General features: G+C 65.7%; 20 protein-coding genes and 1 tRNA gene. 19 read left to right on the top strand and 2 right to left on the bottom strand.

Going from position 1 to position 18,765, the window contains the following annotated elements; all coding sequences use genetic code 11:
• The first annotated feature begins 396 nt into the window (after positions 1-396).
• A complete protein-coding gene (locus IEY55_RS33035; RefSeq protein WP_189059734.1) occupies positions 397-699 on the top strand; it encodes an HNH endonuclease in 303 nt (100 codons plus the stop codon).
• Positions 700-963: 264 nt separating this feature from the next.
• Positions 964-1,383 carry a phage terminase small subunit gene (locus tag IEY55_RS19000; RefSeq protein ID WP_189059736.1) on the top strand — a complete coding sequence of 140 codons (420 nt, stop codon included), beginning with the start codon at positions 964-966 and terminating at the stop codon, positions 1,381-1,383.
• Between the two features lie 75 nt (positions 1,384-1,458).
• Here IEY55_RS19000 and IEY55_RS19005 read toward each other — a convergent pair whose 3' ends face one another.
• Together IEY55_RS19005 and IEY55_RS19010 are read right to left on the bottom strand one after the other, a co-directional pair.
• Entirely contained in the window at positions 1,459-2,040 is a 582-nt protein-coding gene (locus tag IEY55_RS19005) for a thioredoxin domain-containing protein (protein ID WP_189059738.1), read from the bottom strand.
• A gap of 88 nt (positions 2,041-2,128) precedes the next feature.
• Entirely contained in the window at positions 2,129-2,533 is a 405-nt protein-coding gene (locus IEY55_RS19010; RefSeq protein ID WP_189059740.1) for a beta/gamma crystallin domain-containing protein, read from the bottom strand.
• A 215-nt stretch (positions 2,534-2,748) separates the two neighbouring features.
• Between IEY55_RS19010 and IEY55_RS19015 the strand changes: the two genes are divergently transcribed.
• The 17 genes from IEY55_RS19015 (at position 2,749) to IEY55_RS19095 (ending at position 18,763) form a co-directional block, all read left to right on the top strand.
• The gene (locus tag IEY55_RS19015) at positions 2,749-3,708 is read left to right on the top strand and encodes a GH25 family lysozyme (RefSeq protein ID WP_189059742.1); all 960 of its coding nucleotides are present in this window, start codon (positions 2,749-2,751) and stop codon (positions 3,706-3,708) included.
• A 72-nt stretch (positions 3,709-3,780) separates the two neighbouring features.
• Positions 3,781-3,852: transfer RNA gene (locus tag IEY55_RS19020), tRNA-Trp, on the top strand.
• Positions 3,853-3,880: 28 nt separating this feature from the next.
• Positions 3,881-5,557 carry a terminase large subunit domain-containing protein gene (locus IEY55_RS19025; protein WP_189059745.1) on the top strand — a complete coding sequence of 559 codons (1,677 nt, stop codon included), beginning with the start codon at positions 3,881-3,883 and terminating at the stop codon, positions 5,555-5,557.
• Positions 5,554-6,945, top strand: coding sequence for a phage portal protein (locus IEY55_RS19030; RefSeq protein ID WP_189059746.1), 1,392 nt, complete (start codon positions 5,554-5,556; stop codon positions 6,943-6,945). Before IEY55_RS19025 ends, IEY55_RS19030 begins: the two co-directional genes overlap by 4 nt.
• Positions 6,942-7,733 carry a VG15 protein gene (locus IEY55_RS19035; protein WP_189059748.1) on the top strand — a complete coding sequence of 264 codons (792 nt, stop codon included), beginning with the start codon at positions 6,942-6,944 and terminating at the stop codon, positions 7,731-7,733. Before IEY55_RS19030 ends, IEY55_RS19035 begins: the two co-directional genes overlap by 4 nt.
• Before the next feature lie 41 nt (positions 7,734-7,774).
• Complete coding sequence (locus tag IEY55_RS19040) at positions 7,775-8,299, top strand: hypothetical protein (protein ID WP_189059750.1); 525 nt, start codon at positions 7,775-7,777, stop codon at positions 8,297-8,299.
• A gap of 16 nt (positions 8,300-8,315) precedes the next feature.
• On the top strand, positions 8,316-9,320 hold the full coding sequence (locus IEY55_RS19045; RefSeq protein ID WP_189059752.1) for a phage major capsid protein: 1,005 nt from the start codon (positions 8,316-8,318) through the stop codon (positions 9,318-9,320).
• Positions 9,321-9,573: 253 nt separating this feature from the next.
• Positions 9,574-9,978 carry a Gp19/Gp15/Gp42 family protein gene (locus IEY55_RS19050; RefSeq protein ID WP_189059754.1) on the top strand — a complete coding sequence of 135 codons (405 nt, stop codon included), beginning with the start codon at positions 9,574-9,576 and terminating at the stop codon, positions 9,976-9,978.
• Positions 9,975-10,328 (top strand): hypothetical protein, encoded by a 354-nt coding sequence (locus tag IEY55_RS19055; RefSeq protein WP_189059756.1) that lies wholly within the window; start codon positions 9,975-9,977, stop codon positions 10,326-10,328. The genes IEY55_RS19050 and IEY55_RS19055 overlap by 4 nt, the downstream gene beginning before the upstream one ends.
• Positions 10,325-10,621, top strand: coding sequence for a DUF5403 family protein (locus IEY55_RS19060; RefSeq protein WP_229686537.1), 297 nt, complete (start codon positions 10,325-10,327; stop codon positions 10,619-10,621). Before IEY55_RS19055 ends, IEY55_RS19060 begins: the two co-directional genes overlap by 4 nt.
• 12 nt (positions 10,622-10,633) lie before the next feature.
• Positions 10,634-11,047 carry a phage tail termination protein gene (locus IEY55_RS19065; protein ID WP_229686538.1) on the top strand — a complete coding sequence of 138 codons (414 nt, stop codon included), beginning with the start codon at positions 10,634-10,636 and terminating at the stop codon, positions 11,045-11,047.
• Between the two features lie 8 nt (positions 11,048-11,055).
• Positions 11,056-11,646, top strand: coding sequence for a phage tail tube protein (locus IEY55_RS19070; protein WP_189059758.1), 591 nt, complete (start codon positions 11,056-11,058; stop codon positions 11,644-11,646).
• 72 nt (positions 11,647-11,718) lie between these two features.
• The gene (locus tag IEY55_RS19075; RefSeq protein ID WP_189059760.1) at positions 11,719-12,078 is read left to right on the top strand and encodes a phage tail assembly protein; all 360 of its coding nucleotides are present in this window, start codon (positions 11,719-11,721) and stop codon (positions 12,076-12,078) included.
• Positions 12,079-12,146: 68 nt separating this feature from the next.
• Complete coding sequence (locus tag IEY55_RS19080) at positions 12,147-12,467, top strand: hypothetical protein (protein ID WP_189059762.1); 321 nt, start codon at positions 12,147-12,149, stop codon at positions 12,465-12,467.
• 172 nt (positions 12,468-12,639) lie between these two features.
• Positions 12,640-15,411: a phage tail protein gene (locus IEY55_RS19085; RefSeq protein WP_189059764.1), complete on the top strand. Its 2,772-nt coding sequence runs from the start codon at positions 12,640-12,642 to the stop codon at positions 15,409-15,411.
• Positions 15,408-16,292 carry a hypothetical protein gene (locus tag IEY55_RS19090; RefSeq protein WP_189059766.1) on the top strand — a complete coding sequence of 295 codons (885 nt, stop codon included), beginning with the start codon at positions 15,408-15,410 and terminating at the stop codon, positions 16,290-16,292. Before IEY55_RS19085 ends, IEY55_RS19090 begins: the two co-directional genes overlap by 4 nt.
• Complete coding sequence (locus tag IEY55_RS19095) at positions 16,292-18,763, top strand: hypothetical protein (protein WP_189059768.1); 2,472 nt, start codon at positions 16,292-16,294, stop codon at positions 18,761-18,763. Before IEY55_RS19090 ends, IEY55_RS19095 begins: the two co-directional genes overlap by 1 nt.
• Positions 18,764-18,765: the final 2 nt, after the last annotated feature.

An 18,765-nucleotide genomic window follows, 5' to 3' on the forward strand; every position in this document is an offset into this window, starting at 1 on the left:
GTCGGTGAAGCCGAACCCCTCGACCGGCTTCCACACCGAGGGGTCGAACAGCTCCGAGACCTGGAACTCTGACATTCCGGTAAGGGTACGTGAGTGACCTCGGCCACAAAGGACGTTCGGGTGGCGCAGCGGCCCGTGTGCGTCACCCATTTACTTATGAGGGAGATTGAGAGGGAGCGGAAGCGACCGATCAAGCGACCGAATCAGCTTTGCCTGGCAGCGCTTCCAGGCGCTGCCAGAGACCAGGACCTACAGGTTTGGGAGCCGCCCCGAAGCGGCTCCCTGAACAACCACTTGTTATGTCTGTAGAGCCAGCTCTGGGAGGCTGGCTCATGAACTAACTAATGAGGGAGACCGGCCTTCAAGAGCCGGTCTCTTGTTATTAGGGGTGTCACCGTGCCGTGGGAGGGATCCCGACGGGCCGGTGAGCTTCCGGAGGACTGGTTGTGGAGACGGCAGCAGATCCTCCGGAGGGACCGGTACCGCTGCCAGCTTCGATGGGACGGTTGCCTTGGTACGGCTACCGAGGTGGATCACGTCCGTCGAGGGAGCGACCACCGGCCGACGAACCTTCGGGCCGCGTGCCGAAGTTGCCATGCGAAGAAGAGTTCGCGCGAGGGCAACGCGACGCAGGCACGGCTCCGCCAGCTCCGGTTTCGGCCCCGGGAGCAGCACCCGGGCCGACATGCTCAGCCTTAGCTGAGTGGTGGGAGCGGAGGAGCTTCGTCGTCAAGCTCACCTCGAATGATCTTGATGACGACGTAGCCGTGGCAATCGAGGCACGTGAACCACTGAAGTTGGTTCACGTCGAGCACGTAGAGCAGGGCTTGCGCACCGCAGCGCATGCACCTGGCGTCATCGGTCCCTGGTTCCACGAGCCCGCTTGCTGGTTCACGCATGAACGGCGCGCTCATCATGTCCGCACCGTAGAGGCACGGTGCTGAGGTTGAGAGGAGGGGTCACGTGGGCACTCGTGGCCCCGTTCCCAAGCGAAGTGATCAGCGTGTGCGACGGAATAAGGAAGACGTTCCCGTCGATCGCGTGACCGCGATTGGACGTGTGGAACAGCCTCCGCTGGATCTTGACGACCCTCATCCCCTCGTTGTCGACTTTTACGACTCGCTTCGTGACAGCGCTCAGGCTCGCTATTACGAGCCGTCGGACTGGCAGTACGCGCGGCTGGTCCTGTGGACCGTCGATCGCTACCTGAAGTCCCGGAGGCCGAGCGCGCAACTGTACGCGGCCATCACCAGCAGCCTGACTGACCTTCTCGTGTCGGAGGGGGCGCGGCGTCGCGTGCGGCTGGAGGTGGAGCGAGAGCAGGCGACGGGCGGGCAACTGGCGGACGTGGCGGCGTTGTTCCGCGAGCGTCTGGCCCAGTAACCCGGGCTCGGCCTGGCTGGGTTGAGCGCGCTTCTGTGGCGCGGCTCCCCGGCCAGGCCGCTCTCAGCCGTTTGGTCAGGAGGACACGTCTGAAAGCATCTCTTGAAGGGTGTTGGAGGCTGGGCTGACATCGATCTGATGACCGTTAGCGACGACGGTGGGTACGAACACGGCCCCGTTGGGGTCAGCCCACTGTTCGCGGAGTTCCGCGAAGTTCGCCTCGATTGCGTCTCGGTAAGCGGTAGTGGCTACCTCGTGGGTGAAGTCGCCACCAGTAAGACTGACCTGGCTGGCGAGATGGGGCACGATCTCGGGGTTCATGGTCACGCGGGCCTGCCTGATCTCCGCGGGAGCGTGGTCGAGTAGCGCACGGCGAAACGTGACGAGCTGGCCCCGGAGGGCCGCCGAAACGAGCGCGGAAGCCGCCTGTAACGAGTACCCGGGTGGGTTGGATCGCGTGGCCATCATGTGAACCGGCTTGTAGTGCACGACCGCAGCGCCTGCGGCGCAGGCCCTGGTGAGGCGGTCGCGGTGTCGGCGGTCCCATGTTGCGCAGGCTGGGCAGAGGTAGTCCTCGTAGATGGTGATGCTCAAGGGTGCATCGGGGTTGCCGATACGGAGAGCATCGGTGAGGGCGGTGTCGGACAGACGAGGCACAGGCTCCCCCTCGATGGGTGCGGGCCAACGCTGGCCAAGCTCAGCATGCATGGCTTGGCCAGCGTAGCCGACGACGAAGCGAGGCGGGCTAGTAGATTTCGACGAACGCCACGCTTACCGGCGGGTGGAAGTGCTTCACCTGCCACTTTTCAAAGAAGACGCCGCCGCAATGGCCTTCGTTAACTACCCACAATGCTCCCTTATTGTTACCCGCGCTTAGGTAATTGATGTGGATACCCGCTAATCCCATGCTTCCAGCATTGGCGAAGCAAAACTCATGACCCTTTGGGGTGCGAAGCTTGAGAAAGTCGTTGCGGTTGCCACAGAGTGGGGTATCGATGGGTAGTAGCCCCGCCTCGGCGCGGGCGGCAGTAGACGGGTTATCCACACCAAGGGTGCAGGCTGCCTGCGCTGGCAGTCCCGCGAAAAGCAATGCCGCAACGGTCGCCACGCCGACAAAGAGGGCGCGTAAGTGTGCCTTTAGCAATGACACGCGAGGGTTCCCCTTCTCTCCATCGTGTCGGTGACTTTCCGACACATGCAGGAGCTTGCACGAGAGGTCCGCTTTTGTTGCACCTGCGCGCGGGCGAACTTTGATCACTCCAAATGTGCTAGCCCGGGTGGTGTAACACCGAAGAGGCTGTAGTAGCCACGGCGTTGCTCCACGGGTATGACAAGTTTTCTGGAGTATGAAACGGTGGGGAATTCTTGGATTACGGCATTGACATCTCATCTTGGCAGGGCACGAGCATCAACTGGGGTGCGGTGCGGGACCACAACATCAGCTTTACTTCGGTGAAGGTCACCGAGGGGACTGGCTATGTGAACCCGTGCGCCGATGCTCAGGTGGCCGGTGCTCGGTCGGTGGGGATCGCGGTGGGCGGCTATCACTACGCGCATCCGGGTTCCGTCACTGTCCAGGTCGACCACTTCGTTGCCCAGCTCGACGCTCGAAGGCTGCTGGGCTCGGGGTCGCTGTGGCCGATGCTGGACATGGAGGAGAGCGGTTTCGGTGACCCGAACCCCTTCATCTCCGAGTTCATTCGGCTGTTCCGTGAGCGCACCGGGCGGCCGTTGTTGGTGTACGCCAACCTGAGCTGGTTCACCGCGCGGCTTCGGCCTGACGAGTGGGTAGGCGACAACGCCCTGTGGCTCGCGCTGTACAACGGCGATCCGGCGAACACCGAGGGCTATGCGCATCCGCGGCTGGCGCTGCATCAGCACACGTCCCAGGGCAACGTCAACGGTTTCCCGGGTTTTGTGGACCGCAACGTCACTGTGGGCGGCTGGTCGGTGGGTCAGCTGGTGCTGGACGGCACGGCCCCCACCCCGGTGCCGGAGCCTCCTCCGGCCCCGCGGCCGGTCGGCTGGGTGGATTACCGGGTGCAGCCCGGCGACACGTTGTCCGGGATCGCGGCAGCGCGACGAGCGAGTTGGCAAGAACTTCAGCGGGTCAACGGTATCCCGAACGCTGATCTGATCTATGCTGGCCAGGTCATCCGCGTGCCCGCGGGCGGCCAGGGTGGTGAGCGCTACCAGATCCGCCCGGGGGACACGCTGTGGGCGTTGGCGCAGCGCTGGGGAACCACGGTGGACGTGATTGCCTCGCGTAATGGAATCGCAAATCCTGACTTCATTCGGGCTGGCGACTGGTTGACCCGGCCCTGATTCACACGTGAGACCCCGGTGTTCTGGGGTCCTTTGGCTGGGACCGCGCACAGAGTCTTGCGGGTCCCCTCAGCAGGCGTAGCTCAAGGCAGAGCGCCCCGACTCCAACTCGGGGAGGTGCAGGTTCGACTCCTGCCGCCTGCGCTGACGACATACGACATCGAGGAGCAGCGTGGATGAGTCCGGTCTGCTCCCCGTCCCGCCGCATGTCATCGGGCCGACGTGGCGCAAGCGGACTTCCGGTGAGTGGTATCTGCCGGAGTACACGCTCGCTGACGATGTCGTGAACTGGATGTTCGCGTATCTCACTCAGCCATCGGGGCCGAGGGCGGGTGAGCCGTTCATTCCGACGTTTGAGCAGTTTCGGTTTCTAACCTGGTGGTATGCGGTTGACGAGTCCGGACGGTTCCTGTATCGGAACGGCACTCTGCGCCGCCTGAAGGGCTGGGGCAAGGACCCGTTGCTGGCGGCGATGAGCCTTGCCGAGTTGTCCGGGCCGGTGGCCTTCTCCCACGTGGAGAAGGGCAAGGCGGTGGGGACGCCGCGGGCGTCGGCGTGGATTCAGGTTGCAGCAGTCTCGCAGGATCAGACGCGGAACACGTTCAGTCTCTTCCCGGCGATGGCCTCTAGGCGGCTCCGGGAGGAGTACGGCCTGGAGATCCACCGGACGCTGGTGTACTCCGAGGCTGGTGGCGTCATCGAGGCGGTGACGTCCTCCCCGTTGGCGTTGGAGGGAAAGCGGCCGACGTTCGTTGTTCTCAACGAAACGCAGTGGTGGCTGGAGTCCAACGCCGGCCATGAGATGGCCGGGGTCATCAGCGGAAACGTGGACAAAGCCGCGTACGGAGCCTGCCGTTCGCTGAGTATCTGTAACGCGCACCGGCCCGGCGAGGAGTCCGTGGCGGAGCGGGACTACGAGGCGTATCTGGCGATCCAGGCCGGCGAGGCCGTGGATAACGGGATGCTCTACGACAGCCTGGAGGCACCGGCGGACACGCCGGTCTCCGAGCTGGCGGCGCTGGCGGAGGACCCCGAGGCGTATGCGGAGGCGCTGAACCGGCTACGCCGAGGTGTCGAGATCGCCCGGGGTGACGCGGAATGGCTCGATGTCGACACCATCATCTCCTCCATCCTGGACATCCGGAATCCGGTCACCGAGTCCCGCAGGAAGTTCCTCAACCAGGTTAATGCGGTGGAGGACTCCTGGATCGCGCCCCGTGAATGGGATGCCTGTCGAGAGCTGTCGCTGCGCCCGTTGGAGAAGGGCGACAGGGTGACGTTGGGCTTCGACGGATCGAAGTCCAACGACTGGACGGCGCTGGTGGCCTGCCGGGTCGAGGACTCTGCCCTCTTTGTGCTGCGGGCGTGGAACCCGGAGCGGCACGGCGGCGAGGTGCCGCGAGAGGACGTGCACGCTGCGGTGGTGTCCGCGTTCGCCACCTATGACGTGGTGGCGATGCGGGCGGATGTCAAGGAGTTCGAGGCGTACGTGGATTTGTGGGGCGAGCGCTTTGGTCGCAAGCTCAAGCTGAAGTCGGATGCCAAGAACCCGGTGCGGTTCGATATGCGAGGCAGGAAGAAGGATTTCGCACTGGCGGTTGAGGCGTTCTATGACGCCGTGGTTGAGCGCACCGTGGTTCATGACGGTAACCCGATCCTGCGCCGCCACATCGTGAACGCCGTGCGCCGCCCCACGAACTACGAGGACCTGTACACGATCGGTAAGGCCACGAAGGACAGCAAGCGCAAGATCGACGCTGCGGTGTGCGCCGTGTTGGCGTTCGGAGCGCGCCAGGAGTTCGTGACCTCCAAGAAGAACCGAGGCCGAGGGGTGGTGATCCTGAAGTGACATCGGTCGGGGAGCACGTGGACCGGTTGTCCCACCTCATCACCTCGGCGAAGCCGAAGCTGACTACGAACGAGCAGTATTACGAGGCGGAGCATCGGCTGAAGGCCCTCGGCGTCGCGACACCGCCGGAGATGCGGCACCTGGTGGCCGCCATCGGGTGGCCACGCATGTACGTGGATTCAGTGGAGGAGCGCTTAGACGTCGAGGGGTTCCGGCTGGCGGGCCGCTCGGATGGGGATGAACGTCTGTGGTCCTGGTGGCAAGCGAACGGGCTCGATGAGGAGTCGGGTCTCGGGCACCTAGAAGCACTGATCCACGGACGGGCCTACGTCACGGTGGCGGCTCCGGACCCCGGTAGCGCCGAGGCCGACCAGGACGCCCCGGTAATCCGGGCCGAGTCGCCCCTGACCATGATCGCGGAGACCGATCCCCGGACACGGCAAATCACCAGGGCGCTCCGCCTGTATCGATCGCCGGACGCACCCTCCGACGACGCAGCAACGCTGTACCTGCCTGACGAGACCCTGTTTCTCCAGCGTGACTCCCCTGCAGGCCGGTGGTCCATCGTGAACAGGGTCGCGCATCAACTGGGCGTCGTGCCGGTGGTGCCGCTGGTCAACCGTGCACGGCTGGCGGATCGCGCAGGGCAGAGTGAGATCACCCCCGAGATCCGGTCGGTGACAGACACGGCGGCACGGATCGCGATGGACATGCAGGCCGCCGCCGAGCTGATGGCCGTGCCACAACGGCTCTTGTTCGGTGTCAGCCGGGACGAGTTCACGGCCGACCCGGACAACCCAGGTGCGGCCCTGGAGGCGTACTACGCGCGAATCATGGCGTTTGAGAACGAGGCGGGCAAGGCCCTCCAGTTCGCCGCCGCAGACCTCCGGAACTTCACAGAGGTCTTGGGCGAGTTAGCGAAGCAGGTCGCGTCCTACACCGGCTTGCCACCTCAGTACTTGTCGTTCTCGTCGGACAACCCCGCCTCGGCGGAGGCGATTCGCAGCAGCGAGGCCCGGCTGATCAAAAAGGCCGAACGCAAGGCCCGGTTGTTTGGGGGTTCCTGGGAGCAGGTGATGCGGCTGGGGATGCGCATCATGGGCGACTCGGTGCCCGAGGATGCGTATCGGCTGGAAACGGTATGGCGTGATCCCGCGACACCGACCTACGCGAGCAAGGCGGACGCCGCATCCAAGCTGTACGCCAACGGGATGGGAATCATCCCGTTGGAGCGTGCCCGCATCGACATGGGTTACACCTCCGAGGAGCGGCGGGAGATGCGCCGCTGGGACGCTCACACCCCCACGAGCCAGCTCGCCGCGCTCATGCAGCCCCGCTCACCTGGTGCGGGTGAGGACGGGGGCCAGGAAGGTGAGCACGCCGCGTGACTGTGGAGGAGTACAGCGAGGCCCAGCGTGCCATCACGGCCGCGGTGGTGGCGCTCGTGCTGCGTGTGCTGGAGCCGTTTCGGCTGCCGCTGCTGACGGTGCGGGACTGGGGCGCGATCCTCGCGGCGCTCTACCCGACGGTGGAGCGGGCACGCCGCGACACCGCCGAGCTGGCCCGCCGGTTCTACGACGCGCAGCGAGCGCAGCACACCGACGCCGAGGCGCGCCACGACATGCTGCTCCCGAGGTACCGACCGGAGTGGTTTGAGGAAGCCCTGCGCCCCGCACGGGACCGGCTGCGCCAGTCGAACTCCACAGACGGTGTTGTCGCGCAGCTCGCGATGCGGGTTGCCAAGGAGATCGAACAGGCGGGTCGGCGCACGGTCCTGCACGCGGTGGGCTGCGACCCACTCCGGCCGGGATGGGCACGAGTCGCCACCGGCCGGGAGACCTGTGCGTTCTGCCTGATGATGATCAGCCGCGGTCCGGTGTACTCGCGGGCCGAGTACGCGGGCCTGGATATCGAGGACTCCACGGCGATTCAGTTGTGGCGCCGCCAGGACCTCACCGCGATCGATGAGCTGATGAACCGCTGGCATCCCGGCTGCGACTGTAAGGCCGTCCCTGTGTTCTCGCGCCAGAACTGGTCGGGCCGGGACGCCTACCTCGCGGCCGAACGACTGTGGGCGCGAGTCACGAAGGGCTATTCCGGAAAGGACGCGCTGAACGCTCTGCGTCGAGCCCTGGACGCGGGCGAGATCGATCCCGCCGACTTCGCTGCCGCATAGACCACCAATCTGAACGTCTTCAGAGCGCCCCAGGTGGGCGCTTGTTTTGTGCCCAGGGGGCTGTTGTGTCTGAAAACGTTGCTACCACCGCGACCACCGAGTCGACTGAGACCGAAACGGACAATGAGCTGCCACAGTGGGCTCGGGACCAGATCACCGAGGCCAACAACGAGGCCGCCCGCTATCGCGTCCGGGCCAGGGAAGCGGCTGACAAGGCGCGGGCCGAGGTTCGACAGGAGTTCGAGCCCCAGGTTTCCGCGCTGGAGGACGAGAAGGCGGCACTGGCAGCCGATCTCGATGCCGCCCGGCTCGACCTGGTGAAGCTCAAGGCGGCACTGAACGCTGGGATTCCTGGCGAATCCGCAGCGGAGTTCGCCGAACTGCTCAAGGGCTCCACCGAAGAGGACATCACCGCGCACGCCGAGACGGTCAAGGCCATGTTTTCCGCGGCCGGCTCCGTTCGGCCTCCGCGCGCGGTGGACCCCTCACAGGGGCTTGGCCTCGATTCGACCACGAGCCCGCACGACGCGTTCGGCGCGTTTCTGCTGAGTAAACTCGATACGTAAAGGTTCGCAACTTCCAGTGGCTCTGATCAACGAGCTTGCCCCGAATTCGCCTAAGAATCATCAGGGGCGACTTGCGCACGTTCCGTCCGACCTGCTTCCCAAGGAGCTGGTCGGCCCGATTTTCGATAAGGCCCAGGAAACCAGTCTGGTGCTCCGGCTGGGGAGTCAGATCCCGGTCGCCTACGGCGAGACCGTGATCCCGACGACCACCAAGCGGCCCGAGGTCGGCCAGGTGGGCACCGGCACCTCCAACGCCGAGCGTGAGGGCGGCACCAAGCCCTTGAGCGGCGTCGGGTGGGGCACCCGGTCGTTCTCTCCGATCAAGCTGGCGACGATCGTCACCGTCAGCGAGGAGTTCGCCCGGCGCAACCCCATGGGTTTGTATAGCCAGATCCAGACCGACATGGCCTATGCCATCGGCCGGGGTATCGATCTTGCTGTGCTGCACGGCCGTCAGCCCCTGAACGGTCAGCCGCTTCAGGGCATTGACACGGCGAACGTCCTGGCGAATACCACCAATCACGTCAATTTCGCCGCGGACCCGAAGACGAGCATCTATGACGACCTTCTCACGGGCTATGAGCTGGTGGTGACCGATCGCCACGAGTTCGATGGGTGGGCGGTTGACCCGCGTTTCCGCGCCACGCTCGTGCGCGCGGGTGCCGTCCGGGATGTCAACGGCAATCTGGCCGACCCGCGGTCGATCAATTTGGCGGCTCAGACCGGGGACATTCTCGGGTTTCGGGCCGAGTACGGGCGTGCGGTGGGCGGTGATCTGGGTGAGGCCGCCGACAGCGGGATTCGGATGGTCGGCGGTGACTTCAGCCAGCTCCGCTATGGCTACGCCGACGAGGTGCGGATCAAGGTCAGCGACACCGCGACCCTGACCGATGGCAGCCAGTCGATTTCGATGTGGCAGACGAACCAGATCGCCATTCTGATCGAGGTCACGTTCGGTTGGGTCGTGGGTGATTTGGGTGCGTTCTGCAAGTTCACCAACACCGCGCCGTCCGAGGCGTGACGCTCGCGGGCAGGCCACCGTCTGCGGCGGCCTGCCCGCCCTCCGGCTGTCGCTTTATTCCGTTGATCCGAAAGGTTTGTTGATGGTGGTACGGATGCGGGCACCGTGCGGCACGGTGGTCGAGGTTGCCCCGGGGAAGGCGGAGAGGTTGACCGCGCTCGGATACCGCGTGGCACCCGAAGAAAAAGCTCCTGTTCCGACGCGTGGCCGTTCTCGCAAGACCGGCCCGGCCCGGGAGTGAGGTGGCGGTGTCATGGCCTACGCCTCACCTGCCGACGTGCAAGCGCGTCTTGGACGGCCTTTAGCGGACAGTGAGCGCCAGCTGGTCACCACACGCCTGGACGATGCCGAGCGGCTGATCCTGACCCGGATTCCTGATCTGGCCGCCAAGGTGACCGAGGGGGTGCTGGATTCGGAGCTTGTGGCCCAGGTTGAGGCCGATGCGGTGCTGCGGCTGGTCCGCAACCCCGAGGGCGTCCAGTCCGAATCGGACGGAAGCTACTCCTACACGCTGGCCGAGCGTGTGGCGTCGGGTCTGCTGGAGATCCTGCCGGATGAGTGGGCACTGCTGGGTGTGCGGGCGGGCGCGTTCACGATCCGCCCCCACGTGGATGTGCCGTTCACGCGGTGGCCGCCCGATTTGTGGTGGCCCGCGTGAGCCTGCTCGATCGCGGGCAGGAGACGGTGACCGTCTACCAGGAGATCGTCGTGACCGACGAGGACGGCAACATCCGCACCATGCCCGGCACCGAGGGCGTGACCACGGTGGCATCGGTGCAGCTGCGCGCCCAGAGCGGCACCAGCGCGAGACGCAACGAACAAGACAATGAGGGCTTCGAGACCGAATCGGTCTACCGGCTGCGTTTGCCGCGAAGCTTCCCGTTCGTCCTCGGCGCGCAGGCCCGGGTGAAGTGGCGTGGCGTCTTCTGGTCGGTGATCGGCGACGCCCAAGTGTTCACCGGCTCCCCCCGCACTGCCCACGTGGAGTACACGATCCGGCGCACATGAAGATCGACCTCGACAGCCAGAAGAAGATGAACCATGTCCTCAAGGACCTGGAGGGCGTGCAGCTTGCCGTCTCCGGCAAGGCGCAGACGTTCGGGGGACGCGCAAAGATGCGGCTCGCCCCGCACCGTGACCGCGGCGACGCGAAGGTTGTGGTTCGCCGAGGACACGTGGACTCCTACGTCATCCTGGATGATGAGGCCGCGATGTCCATCGAGTTCGGCCACTTCCACAACGTCACCGGCGAGTGGGTGGAGGGCCTGTACATCATCACCGGAGCCACGGGCTTGATCTAAGGAGTGTGGTTGGTGGTTGTGCGGCGCATGCCGCGCATCCACGAGGTCATCATCCCCGTACTGCGGGAGAAGCTTCCCGAAGTCATGGTCACGTCCTGGGTGCCCGATGTGGATTACCGCCAGTGGCCGATCCTCAACGTGCGCCGCCTGGGAGGCTTGGCGCGCGATGTTGAGTGGTTGGACCGGCCGGTCATTGAGCTGACGGCGTACTCGCGTGATGGTCTCGTGGCGTGTGAACGGCTGTTCTTGGATGCGCGGCAAGTCCTGTGGGGCATGGTTGAGAACCAGACGCTGACGGAGGCGGGTTACCTGCACTCGATGCGGGAAACGATGGGGCCGACGCAGTTTGATTCACCATTTGATGACTCCTGGCGGGTACAGGGCCTGATTCAGCTCGGGCTCCGGCCTGCCAGGATGGGGGAGTAAACGTATCCATGGCACTGAATGATCAGGCGGTGCTGACCCCGGCACGGGGGTTTGTGTATCTGGCTCCGGTGGGCACGGCCGCCCCCTCGCCCGCCGATGTGGCGAAGTTCAGCCCGGACACGGCGCTTGCCGGGTGGGAGTCTGTAGGCCACACCGCACGGGACGAGCTGCCGACCTGGGGGTATGACGGTGGTGAGGTCGAGACCCGAGGGTCGTGGCAGTCGGCCAGCCTGCGTGAGGTGGTGACCGCGGCCGCCACGGACTACGTCCAGTTTCGGCTGCACCAGTTCGACAAGGGTTCGCTGGGCCTGTACTACAGCGTGTCCGATCCGGGCGACACGCCGGGCGTGTTCGCGGTGAAGCAGTCGCCGACCAAGCCGCTGGAGCGGGCACTGCTGATCGTCATTATGGACGGTGACGTGTCGATCGCGTTCTACGCGCCCCGGGCGAGTGTTCGACGGGATGAGTCCATCGAGCTATCGATTGACGAGTTCGCCGCGTTGCCGGTGCGGGCCACGTTCCTGACCCAGCCGGGGGTGTCCCTGTTCGAGTGGATCAGTGAGGCGACTGGGGTAAATCCGGCGCCACCGGCTACCTGATCCCGGCGGGCGGTAGGTGATGTGCCGCTGCGCCCCCTGATGTGGTTCGAGTGTCGTGACTGAAGGGCTGTCGTGTCCAACAACGTGTTCACACTGGACGATTTGCGGGCGGAGATTGAGCGGCAGTACGCGCCGTTGTCGTTCTCAGCTGACGGCGAGGAGTTCGTTCTGCGGTCGCTGCTGCGGATCGGCAAGAAAGACCGGGAGGCGATCTTAGGCAAGCTGAAGACGCTGGAGGATACCGACGAAAGCACCTTCAGCGAAGCCGAACTGGTCGAGATCTTGAAGTTCGTTCTGGGGGCCGTAGTTGCCGATGGCAAGGGGCCTCGGCTGTTGACGATCCTGGGGGACGACCTGTTGCTGCTCCGGGGCCTGATGGAGCGGTGGACTGAAGCCACACAGCCGGGGGAAGCGCTGCCCTCGCCCGCCTAACGGACCGGTGTGGCGAGGAGCTTCTTGCCGATTTCCACGCCCACTACGGGCTGGATCTCGTTGCGGTCTTGGCTGAGGGCTCGGGGTATTCCCCTCGCCGGATCTTGGCGTTGATTCGCCAGCTTCCGCCGGAGTCCCGCACGGTCGCGGCCCTGCGTGGTGGTGCCCAGTTCACTGGTTGGGGGGTGGACCGCTACCTGCTGGCCTCCGCCGTGGACGCGATCCGTGAGACCACCTACGCGGTCGTCGCCGCCAACTCGCAGCGCAAACCGAAACCCCCGAAGCCCGTTCCGCGACCGGACACGAATCCGGGCCGCAGCACGAAGAACCGATTCGTCGCGATGGCGGGTGCACAGATCGCGGCTGTGAAACAAGCACGAGGAGAGTGACGTGTCGGGGCCGAATGCCCGCGTCGTCGGCCGCGTTGCGATCAAGGTCATTCCGGACACCTCCCGGTTCCGGCGCGAGCTGCACCAGCAGCTCCGGCAACTGGGCAACCAGGCCACCGTGTCCGGCACGGTCGAGCTGGACACTCGCCAGGCGACGACCGCGCTGCGGCGGTTGCGCCGCAACCTGGTCTCGCTGCGCCGCCTGTTCTCGGTCAACCCCCGGACCTTGTTCGTCGATCAGTTGGTCAGCGGGCTGCGGCGCTCCGCCCAGCGGGCACGGCAACTGGTGGCCCAGGTCCGCACCTCAGCCACGGAATCCCGCCGCTTCGTCCGGTCGACCATCCGGGTTCGGGCGCATTGGGAACGGCTGCGCTGCGCGGCCGAGGGCGTGTCCACGGTGCTCGCGCGCATCCACGCGCGGGGCCTGGTGACCGCCAACCGGGCGGCGATTGAGACCACACGCCAGGTTCAGCGGTTGCGTACCGCGGTTCTCGGCCTTCCCGCCGTGTTCGCTCGGCTGCGGGCTCAGGGTCTGCTCGGGACGGCCCGGCACGGTGTGGACGGTCTGGCCCGCGGGCTGCGCCGCACGGCGGGTGCGGCCCGCGCGCTGGGGGGCCAGCTTCGGGACTCCGATTCTGCGGTCCGTCGGCTTCTGCGCTCCACCGTGAGCTTGCGGGGGCACTGGGAGCGGATGCGGGCGGCGGCCAGCGGCCTGTCGTCGGCGTTGACCCCCGTTCGTGGGGGCGGTCTGTTCCGGGTCGCCCAGCGGGGCCTGACCGACGTGGCCAAGGGCGCCCTTGGCGCCACCCGGGGCGTGGAGCGGTTTGCCCATGCCGCGGTCGCGGCCCCCTTGGGGATTTTCAGGAAGACCCTGGGCCTGACCACCAAGGCGTTCGGCGGGTTCGTCAAGGGCGCCTTCAATGCGGTGCGCGGGCTCGCGCGGCTCAGCCACGGCGCACTGATCGCGATCGCGGTCCTGGCGTTGATGAGCCCGGTGGTGGCCCTGGTCGCCGGGCTGCTCGCGGGGATCCCCGCGCTGGCGACGGCCGGTGGGGCGGCCCTCGCAGCGATCGTCCTGGGCCTGGACGGCATCAAGCAGGCGGCGGGCGTTCTCAAACCGTCGGTTGACGGTCTCAAGAAGTCGCTGTCGGAGACATTCGAGTCCGGGCTCACTCCTGTTTTTCGACAGCTCAACACGGTCATGCCGACCGTGACCACGGGGCTGAACCACGTCGCTAAGGGCCTGATTCCGCTGGCCCAGGCATTCACCGACGTGGTGACCTCGGCCAGTGGCATGGAACAGCTCGGCCTGCTGCTGGAGAACACGGGCAAGTTCGTCAGTGATCTCTCCCCGATGGTGCGGGACTTTACCGCCGCCTTTCTCACCTTGGCCGCCGAGGGATCAAAACAATTCGGTCTGCTCGCTGGAGTTCTGAACGGGTTCGCCGCGCAGTGGCGCGAGATGGTGGACCGGATCGTCGCCAACGGGGCCTTCGCGAAGGCGATCGAGGGCCTGTCCCAGCTCACCAGCGGATTCCTGTCCTCCTTTACCAAGCTCTTCGAGGCCGGCATGGTCGCGATGGGCCAGCTCGGCGCAACGATGGGGAATTTCCTCAACGACTTCGCCGACGGCGCTGTCGCCCTGATGCCCATTCTGACGGCACTGTCGAAACTGCTCTTCGAGGTCGTGGGTGCCGCGCTCCGGGTGCTCATCCCCTCGCTGGAGGCATTACAGCCCTCGCTCACGGAACTAGGGCGCGTCCTTGGCCAGGTCCTCGTCGGTGCGCTGACATCGCTGGAGCCGATTCTGACCGCCCTGGCGAAGATCCTCGGCGAGCTGATCCTCGCGGCACTGCGCGCCCTGGAGCCGATCCTCGGCCCGCTGGTCGACTTCTTCACCCAACTCGGCGTGATTCTCGCCGACTTCTTGCTCCAGGCGTTCGCGGAGCTACGGCCCTTGCTGGAGCAGATCGCCCAGTTTTTCGTCCAGCTCTTTGAGGCGGTCCAGCCCCTTCTGCCGCAGCTGCTCGATCTGGCGAAGCTGATTTTCGACCAGGCGATTCGGGCGCTGCAACAGGTGATGCCGCCCGTGCTCGAATTGGCCGAGAAGGCGTTTCCTGCACTCATTGGCATCGTCGAGCAACTCGCCCCGCACCTGGGTGAGATCATCCGTTTGGCGGCGGGGCTGATTCCACCTCTAGTAAATCTCGGACTAAAGATCCTGGAGATCTGCATTCCCGTGATGCAGGGCTTCCTTGACGTGGTCAAGGCAGTGTGGCCGGACATCCAGCAGATCATCATGGGCGCCCTAGAGGTCATCAAGGGAATTCTCGTGCTGGCGATGGCGATCGTGACCGGAGATTGGGAAAAAGCCTGGTCGGGAATGAAGCGGATCTTCTCCGGAGCCTGGGAGATGATCAAGGGCGCGGCGAAAGCCGGGCTCCACGGGCTCGTCACGTTTGTTTCGGAAATCCCAGGGAAGCTCCTGGCCGCCCTTGGCGACCTAGGCGGTCTTCTCCTCGATGCGGGAAAGGCCCTCATCGGCGGGCTGATCGAGGGCGTCAAATCAATGATCAACAAGGCGAAGAACGCCGCGAAAAGCGTCGTCCAGGCCATCCGGAACTTCTTCCCCTTCTCGCCCGCGCGCACCGGACCATTTTCCGGGCGCGGCTACACCTCCTATTCCGGTCGTGCGCTGGTGGAGGACTGGGCCGCAGGGATCGAGTCGCGCACACCAAAAGCGATTCAGGCCGTGGAGGACATGATGGCCGCCACCAACACCGCCGCCACCGCGGAATGGCAGGGGCACATCACTGCCGAGAACTTCGGTTTTCTCGGGGATCGGATCGCGGAGGCACTGGCGGGCTGGACCGTGCAGATCGACGGCGACGGACTGGCGCGAATGGTCAACAAGCACAACGCATTGCGGGCGAGGCGGCGATGACCGAGGAAGCCACCTGGTATCTGGGGCCGCGAGGTGCCCTGCGGGCACTGCCCGCCCCCGAGCCCGGCGTCGTCGCCACCCTCACCCGGCACGGCGGGGTGCATCAGGCGATCAGCGGTGCCCGCGTCATGGACGTGACCGGGCACCGCCACGAGTACACGTTGACGTGGAACTACCTGGAAGAACACGAATGGCAGTGGCTCCAGGCACTGCACACCCGACTCGTGCCGGGGCCGCACTTCCTGGTGAACCCGTTGCGGACAAACCGGCTGTCGGTGCAGTCCTCCACCGGTAAGGGGGTGCTCACCGCCCCCGGGGCCGCCGGGGGGACACGGTCGACCGCGCCGGGGTTCATGGCCTCCAACCCGCACTGGATGCCGGTCCGAGACTGGCCCGAGGGGGCGGGGCCGCTGGGCTCGCACTGCATCCACCACCCCGGCCACACCCGGGGTGGCGCCCACGTCGTGCGGTTCGACTACTACACCGGGGGAACACCAGTCTTTGCTGGGGAAGCGCTCAGCGCGTCGATCTATCTCAAGGCCGAGGACCGGCGCCCGCTGTCCTTGGTGGTCGACTGGTACGACTCCGCCGGACAACAGACCGGCGCCTCCGAGGTGCGGACGATCCGGCTCACCAGCGCGTGGACGCGGTGGCTGCACAAGGCCACTGTCCCCGAAGGCACGGCCACCGCGGTCTTCGCGCTCATCGTCCCCGCCGATCCGACCGCCTTCTTCTTCGCCGCACCACAACTCCAATCCGGCCCCCTGGCCACCTCGTGGGAGATCGGCGGTGGGACCGCCCGCGTCGTGGTCGACCAATTGCAGACCTCCTCACCCCGCTACCCGCTCACCGACTGTTCCCTGACCCTGCTGGAGGCATAGTGCAAACACAGGGCGGCGACGCTGCCGAGAAGGCCATCACCGCACCCGAGCGCCGGTTTGTGGTCTCCCTCGTGGTGGACTGGGACGGCACTGGCCGCTTCGACCACCCGCTGTCCGACCTGAGCGCGTGTGTGTCCGCGGTCAGGACCGACCGGGCGCTGCGGGGCAGCGCCCCCGAGGAAATCCTGATCATCGAGGGGTCCAGTGCGGCCGAGCTGACCCTGACCTTGTCCGGAACGGTCGACGGCACATCGCTGGCGCACCTGTTTTCGCCGTTCAACGAGCAATCGCCATTCTACCAGCAGGATATCGCCGGCCGGGAGATCACCTACGCACTCGGCGTGGAAACCGCGGTCGGCACCGTGTGGTACCCGCAGTTCGTGGGCGTCGTCCAGGAGATCACCCCGGACCGAGTGGCGGAGACGGTCGAACTTCGCGCGCTGGACCGGGTGGAGCTGCTACGCCGGCCGGTGCGGCTGCCTCCCGCCGCGATCTCTGAGGAACACGTTGCCTATGGGGAGCGAGACTCCCAACTCGCCCGATCCCACTGGGTCATCGATACCGCGCTCCGCCAGTGCGGGGTCTCACCCACCCCCTACCGGCCACCGCTCAAAGAGGACACGCCCACGCTGCTGGACCGGGGAGATGACTGGTTCGAAGGGTGCCAGTTCTACGTCACCGGCAACGGAAGCTGGTGGCCGACAATCGGCTACATCGACAACCCCAACGCCAGTAGCTTCCCCAACCCGGGCGTACCGATGTTCGCCGACACCGCCCCACGCCACCCTGATGTCGACCCGAACGGGCCGCGCCCGCAAGCTCTTCACGGCCTGGGCACACCGGTCTCCCACGAATACGGCCAGCGGCACCACCAGGGCATCATCCGCTACTGGTGCAACGACGCCACCTGGCTGTACTCGACCGGGATGCACTACGCCGGGTTCACCCTGAACACCACCGGCCCCAACCCGGACCGGTTCCAGTCGGTTGACCGGCACAACGCGATGCAGATCCAGGCCGGACACTACTGGGTTCTCACGATCGAAATCGACAAGGGCAAGGTCCGCGGTCGCGCCTCCTACACCCGCACGAGCTGGCAGGACCGCATCACCACCGAGTGGGTACCGATCCCCGCCGGGCAGGACCACGTCCAGATCTTCGTGCAGTGGGACAACTCCACCGGCACCGGCAGCCGAATGTATGTCCAGGCCGGCAGCAACTCCAACGGAGAGCTGAAGCAGTACACCGCACCGGTCTTCGAGGACTACTACGTCGACCCCCTCTCCGGTCGGATCACCCTCGGCCAGGCGCTCAGCATGAGCGACATCTTCTACAGCAACCGCAACTATGTGGCCAAGGGAATCGACATCGAGGAGGGACGGCGCCCGGCACGATACGCAGCCGTCCTTGATCACGGGCTCAATCGCCTGAGCTTCGCCCCAGCACGCAACGGCGAAGCCTGGGACACCATCACCGACGTCGCCGCGGCCGAGTACGGATCCGTGTTCTGGGACGAAAACGGCATCTTCCGGTTCTGGACCCTGGACACCGTGCTCGCCAAGCAACAGCAGGTCGTGCGCACCCTCACCATCGACGACATCACCGGACTGAAATTCACCACCACCCTGGAGACGGTCCGCAACACCTTCTCCATAAAGGTCAAGAAGAAAAAGGCAACGTGGAGCGGGGCCATGTACAGCTCCCGCGACCCCTGGGAGTTCTACGTCCCCGGCGGCAGCCGCATCGCCAAGCGCTTCCGGGTCGCCACCGACGATGCCCTCAGCCCCCTCTCCTATGGATTCAGGAAACGCTCCAGCACAGGCGACGGCGGGTGGCCACACTGGACCGACGACGTCACCCACGGCTACGTACCCCAGTACTTCATCGACGGCCAGTGGAAAGAAGACAACACCCGCCACGACCTCGCCGAGGGTGTCACCGACAACATCAACGTCTTCTGGGATGGCTACGGCAACCTCCAGATCCTGGTGCACAACCCCTGGAAGGAGGACATGCGCTTTGCCACCGACAGTGGACAACCGGCGTTCCGCATCTCCGGCACCCGCATCCTGGACGAGACACCCAAGACCGTCATCGTCCGCGACCCGGAGTCGGTGAGGCGCTACGGCCCGCGGCTGCTACGACTGTCCGGGGACTGGTACCAGGACGACTACGGGGCACGAGCCATCTTCGATGTCCTCACCAAACGCACCACCCGCCAAGCCCCCATCACCGACGCCGTCACCATCCCCGGCGACCCCCGCCTGCAACTCGGCGACACCCTGACGATCCGCGACCGGGGAGGCTTCGGCGAAGAATTCCACATCCAGATCTACGGAATCCGCCGCGAGTACAGCGCCGACACCGGCCTGACCGACACCCTGATGGTCGAGGTCACCAGCACCGCCCATCCCGGAACCTGGGACGCCCCCTCCTACGGCCGCTGGGACCGCTCACTCATCTGGAGCTAGCC

This window comes from Longimycelium tulufanense (assembly GCF_014645795.1).
In the GTDB taxonomy this organism is placed as follows: Bacteria; Actinomycetota; Actinomycetes; order Mycobacteriales; family Pseudonocardiaceae; genus Longimycelium; species Longimycelium tulufanense.

Excerpts from the sequence above, each read along its gene's own strand:
- IEY55_RS19050 (WP_189059754.1), top strand. The coding sequence starts at position 9,574 with ATGGCCTACGCCTCACCTGCCGACGTGCAAGCGCGTCTTGGACGGCCT.
- IEY55_RS19060 (WP_229686537.1), top strand. The coding sequence starts at position 10,325 with ATGAAGATCGACCTCGACAGCCAGAAGAAGATGAACCATGTCCTCAAG.
- IEY55_RS19070 (WP_189059758.1), top strand. The coding sequence starts at position 11,056 with ATGGCACTGAATGATCAGGCGGTGCTGACCCCGGCACGGGGGTTTGTG.
- IEY55_RS19090 (WP_189059766.1), top strand. The coding sequence starts at position 15,408 with ATGACCGAGGAAGCCACCTGGTATCTGGGGCCGCGAGGTGCCCTGCGG.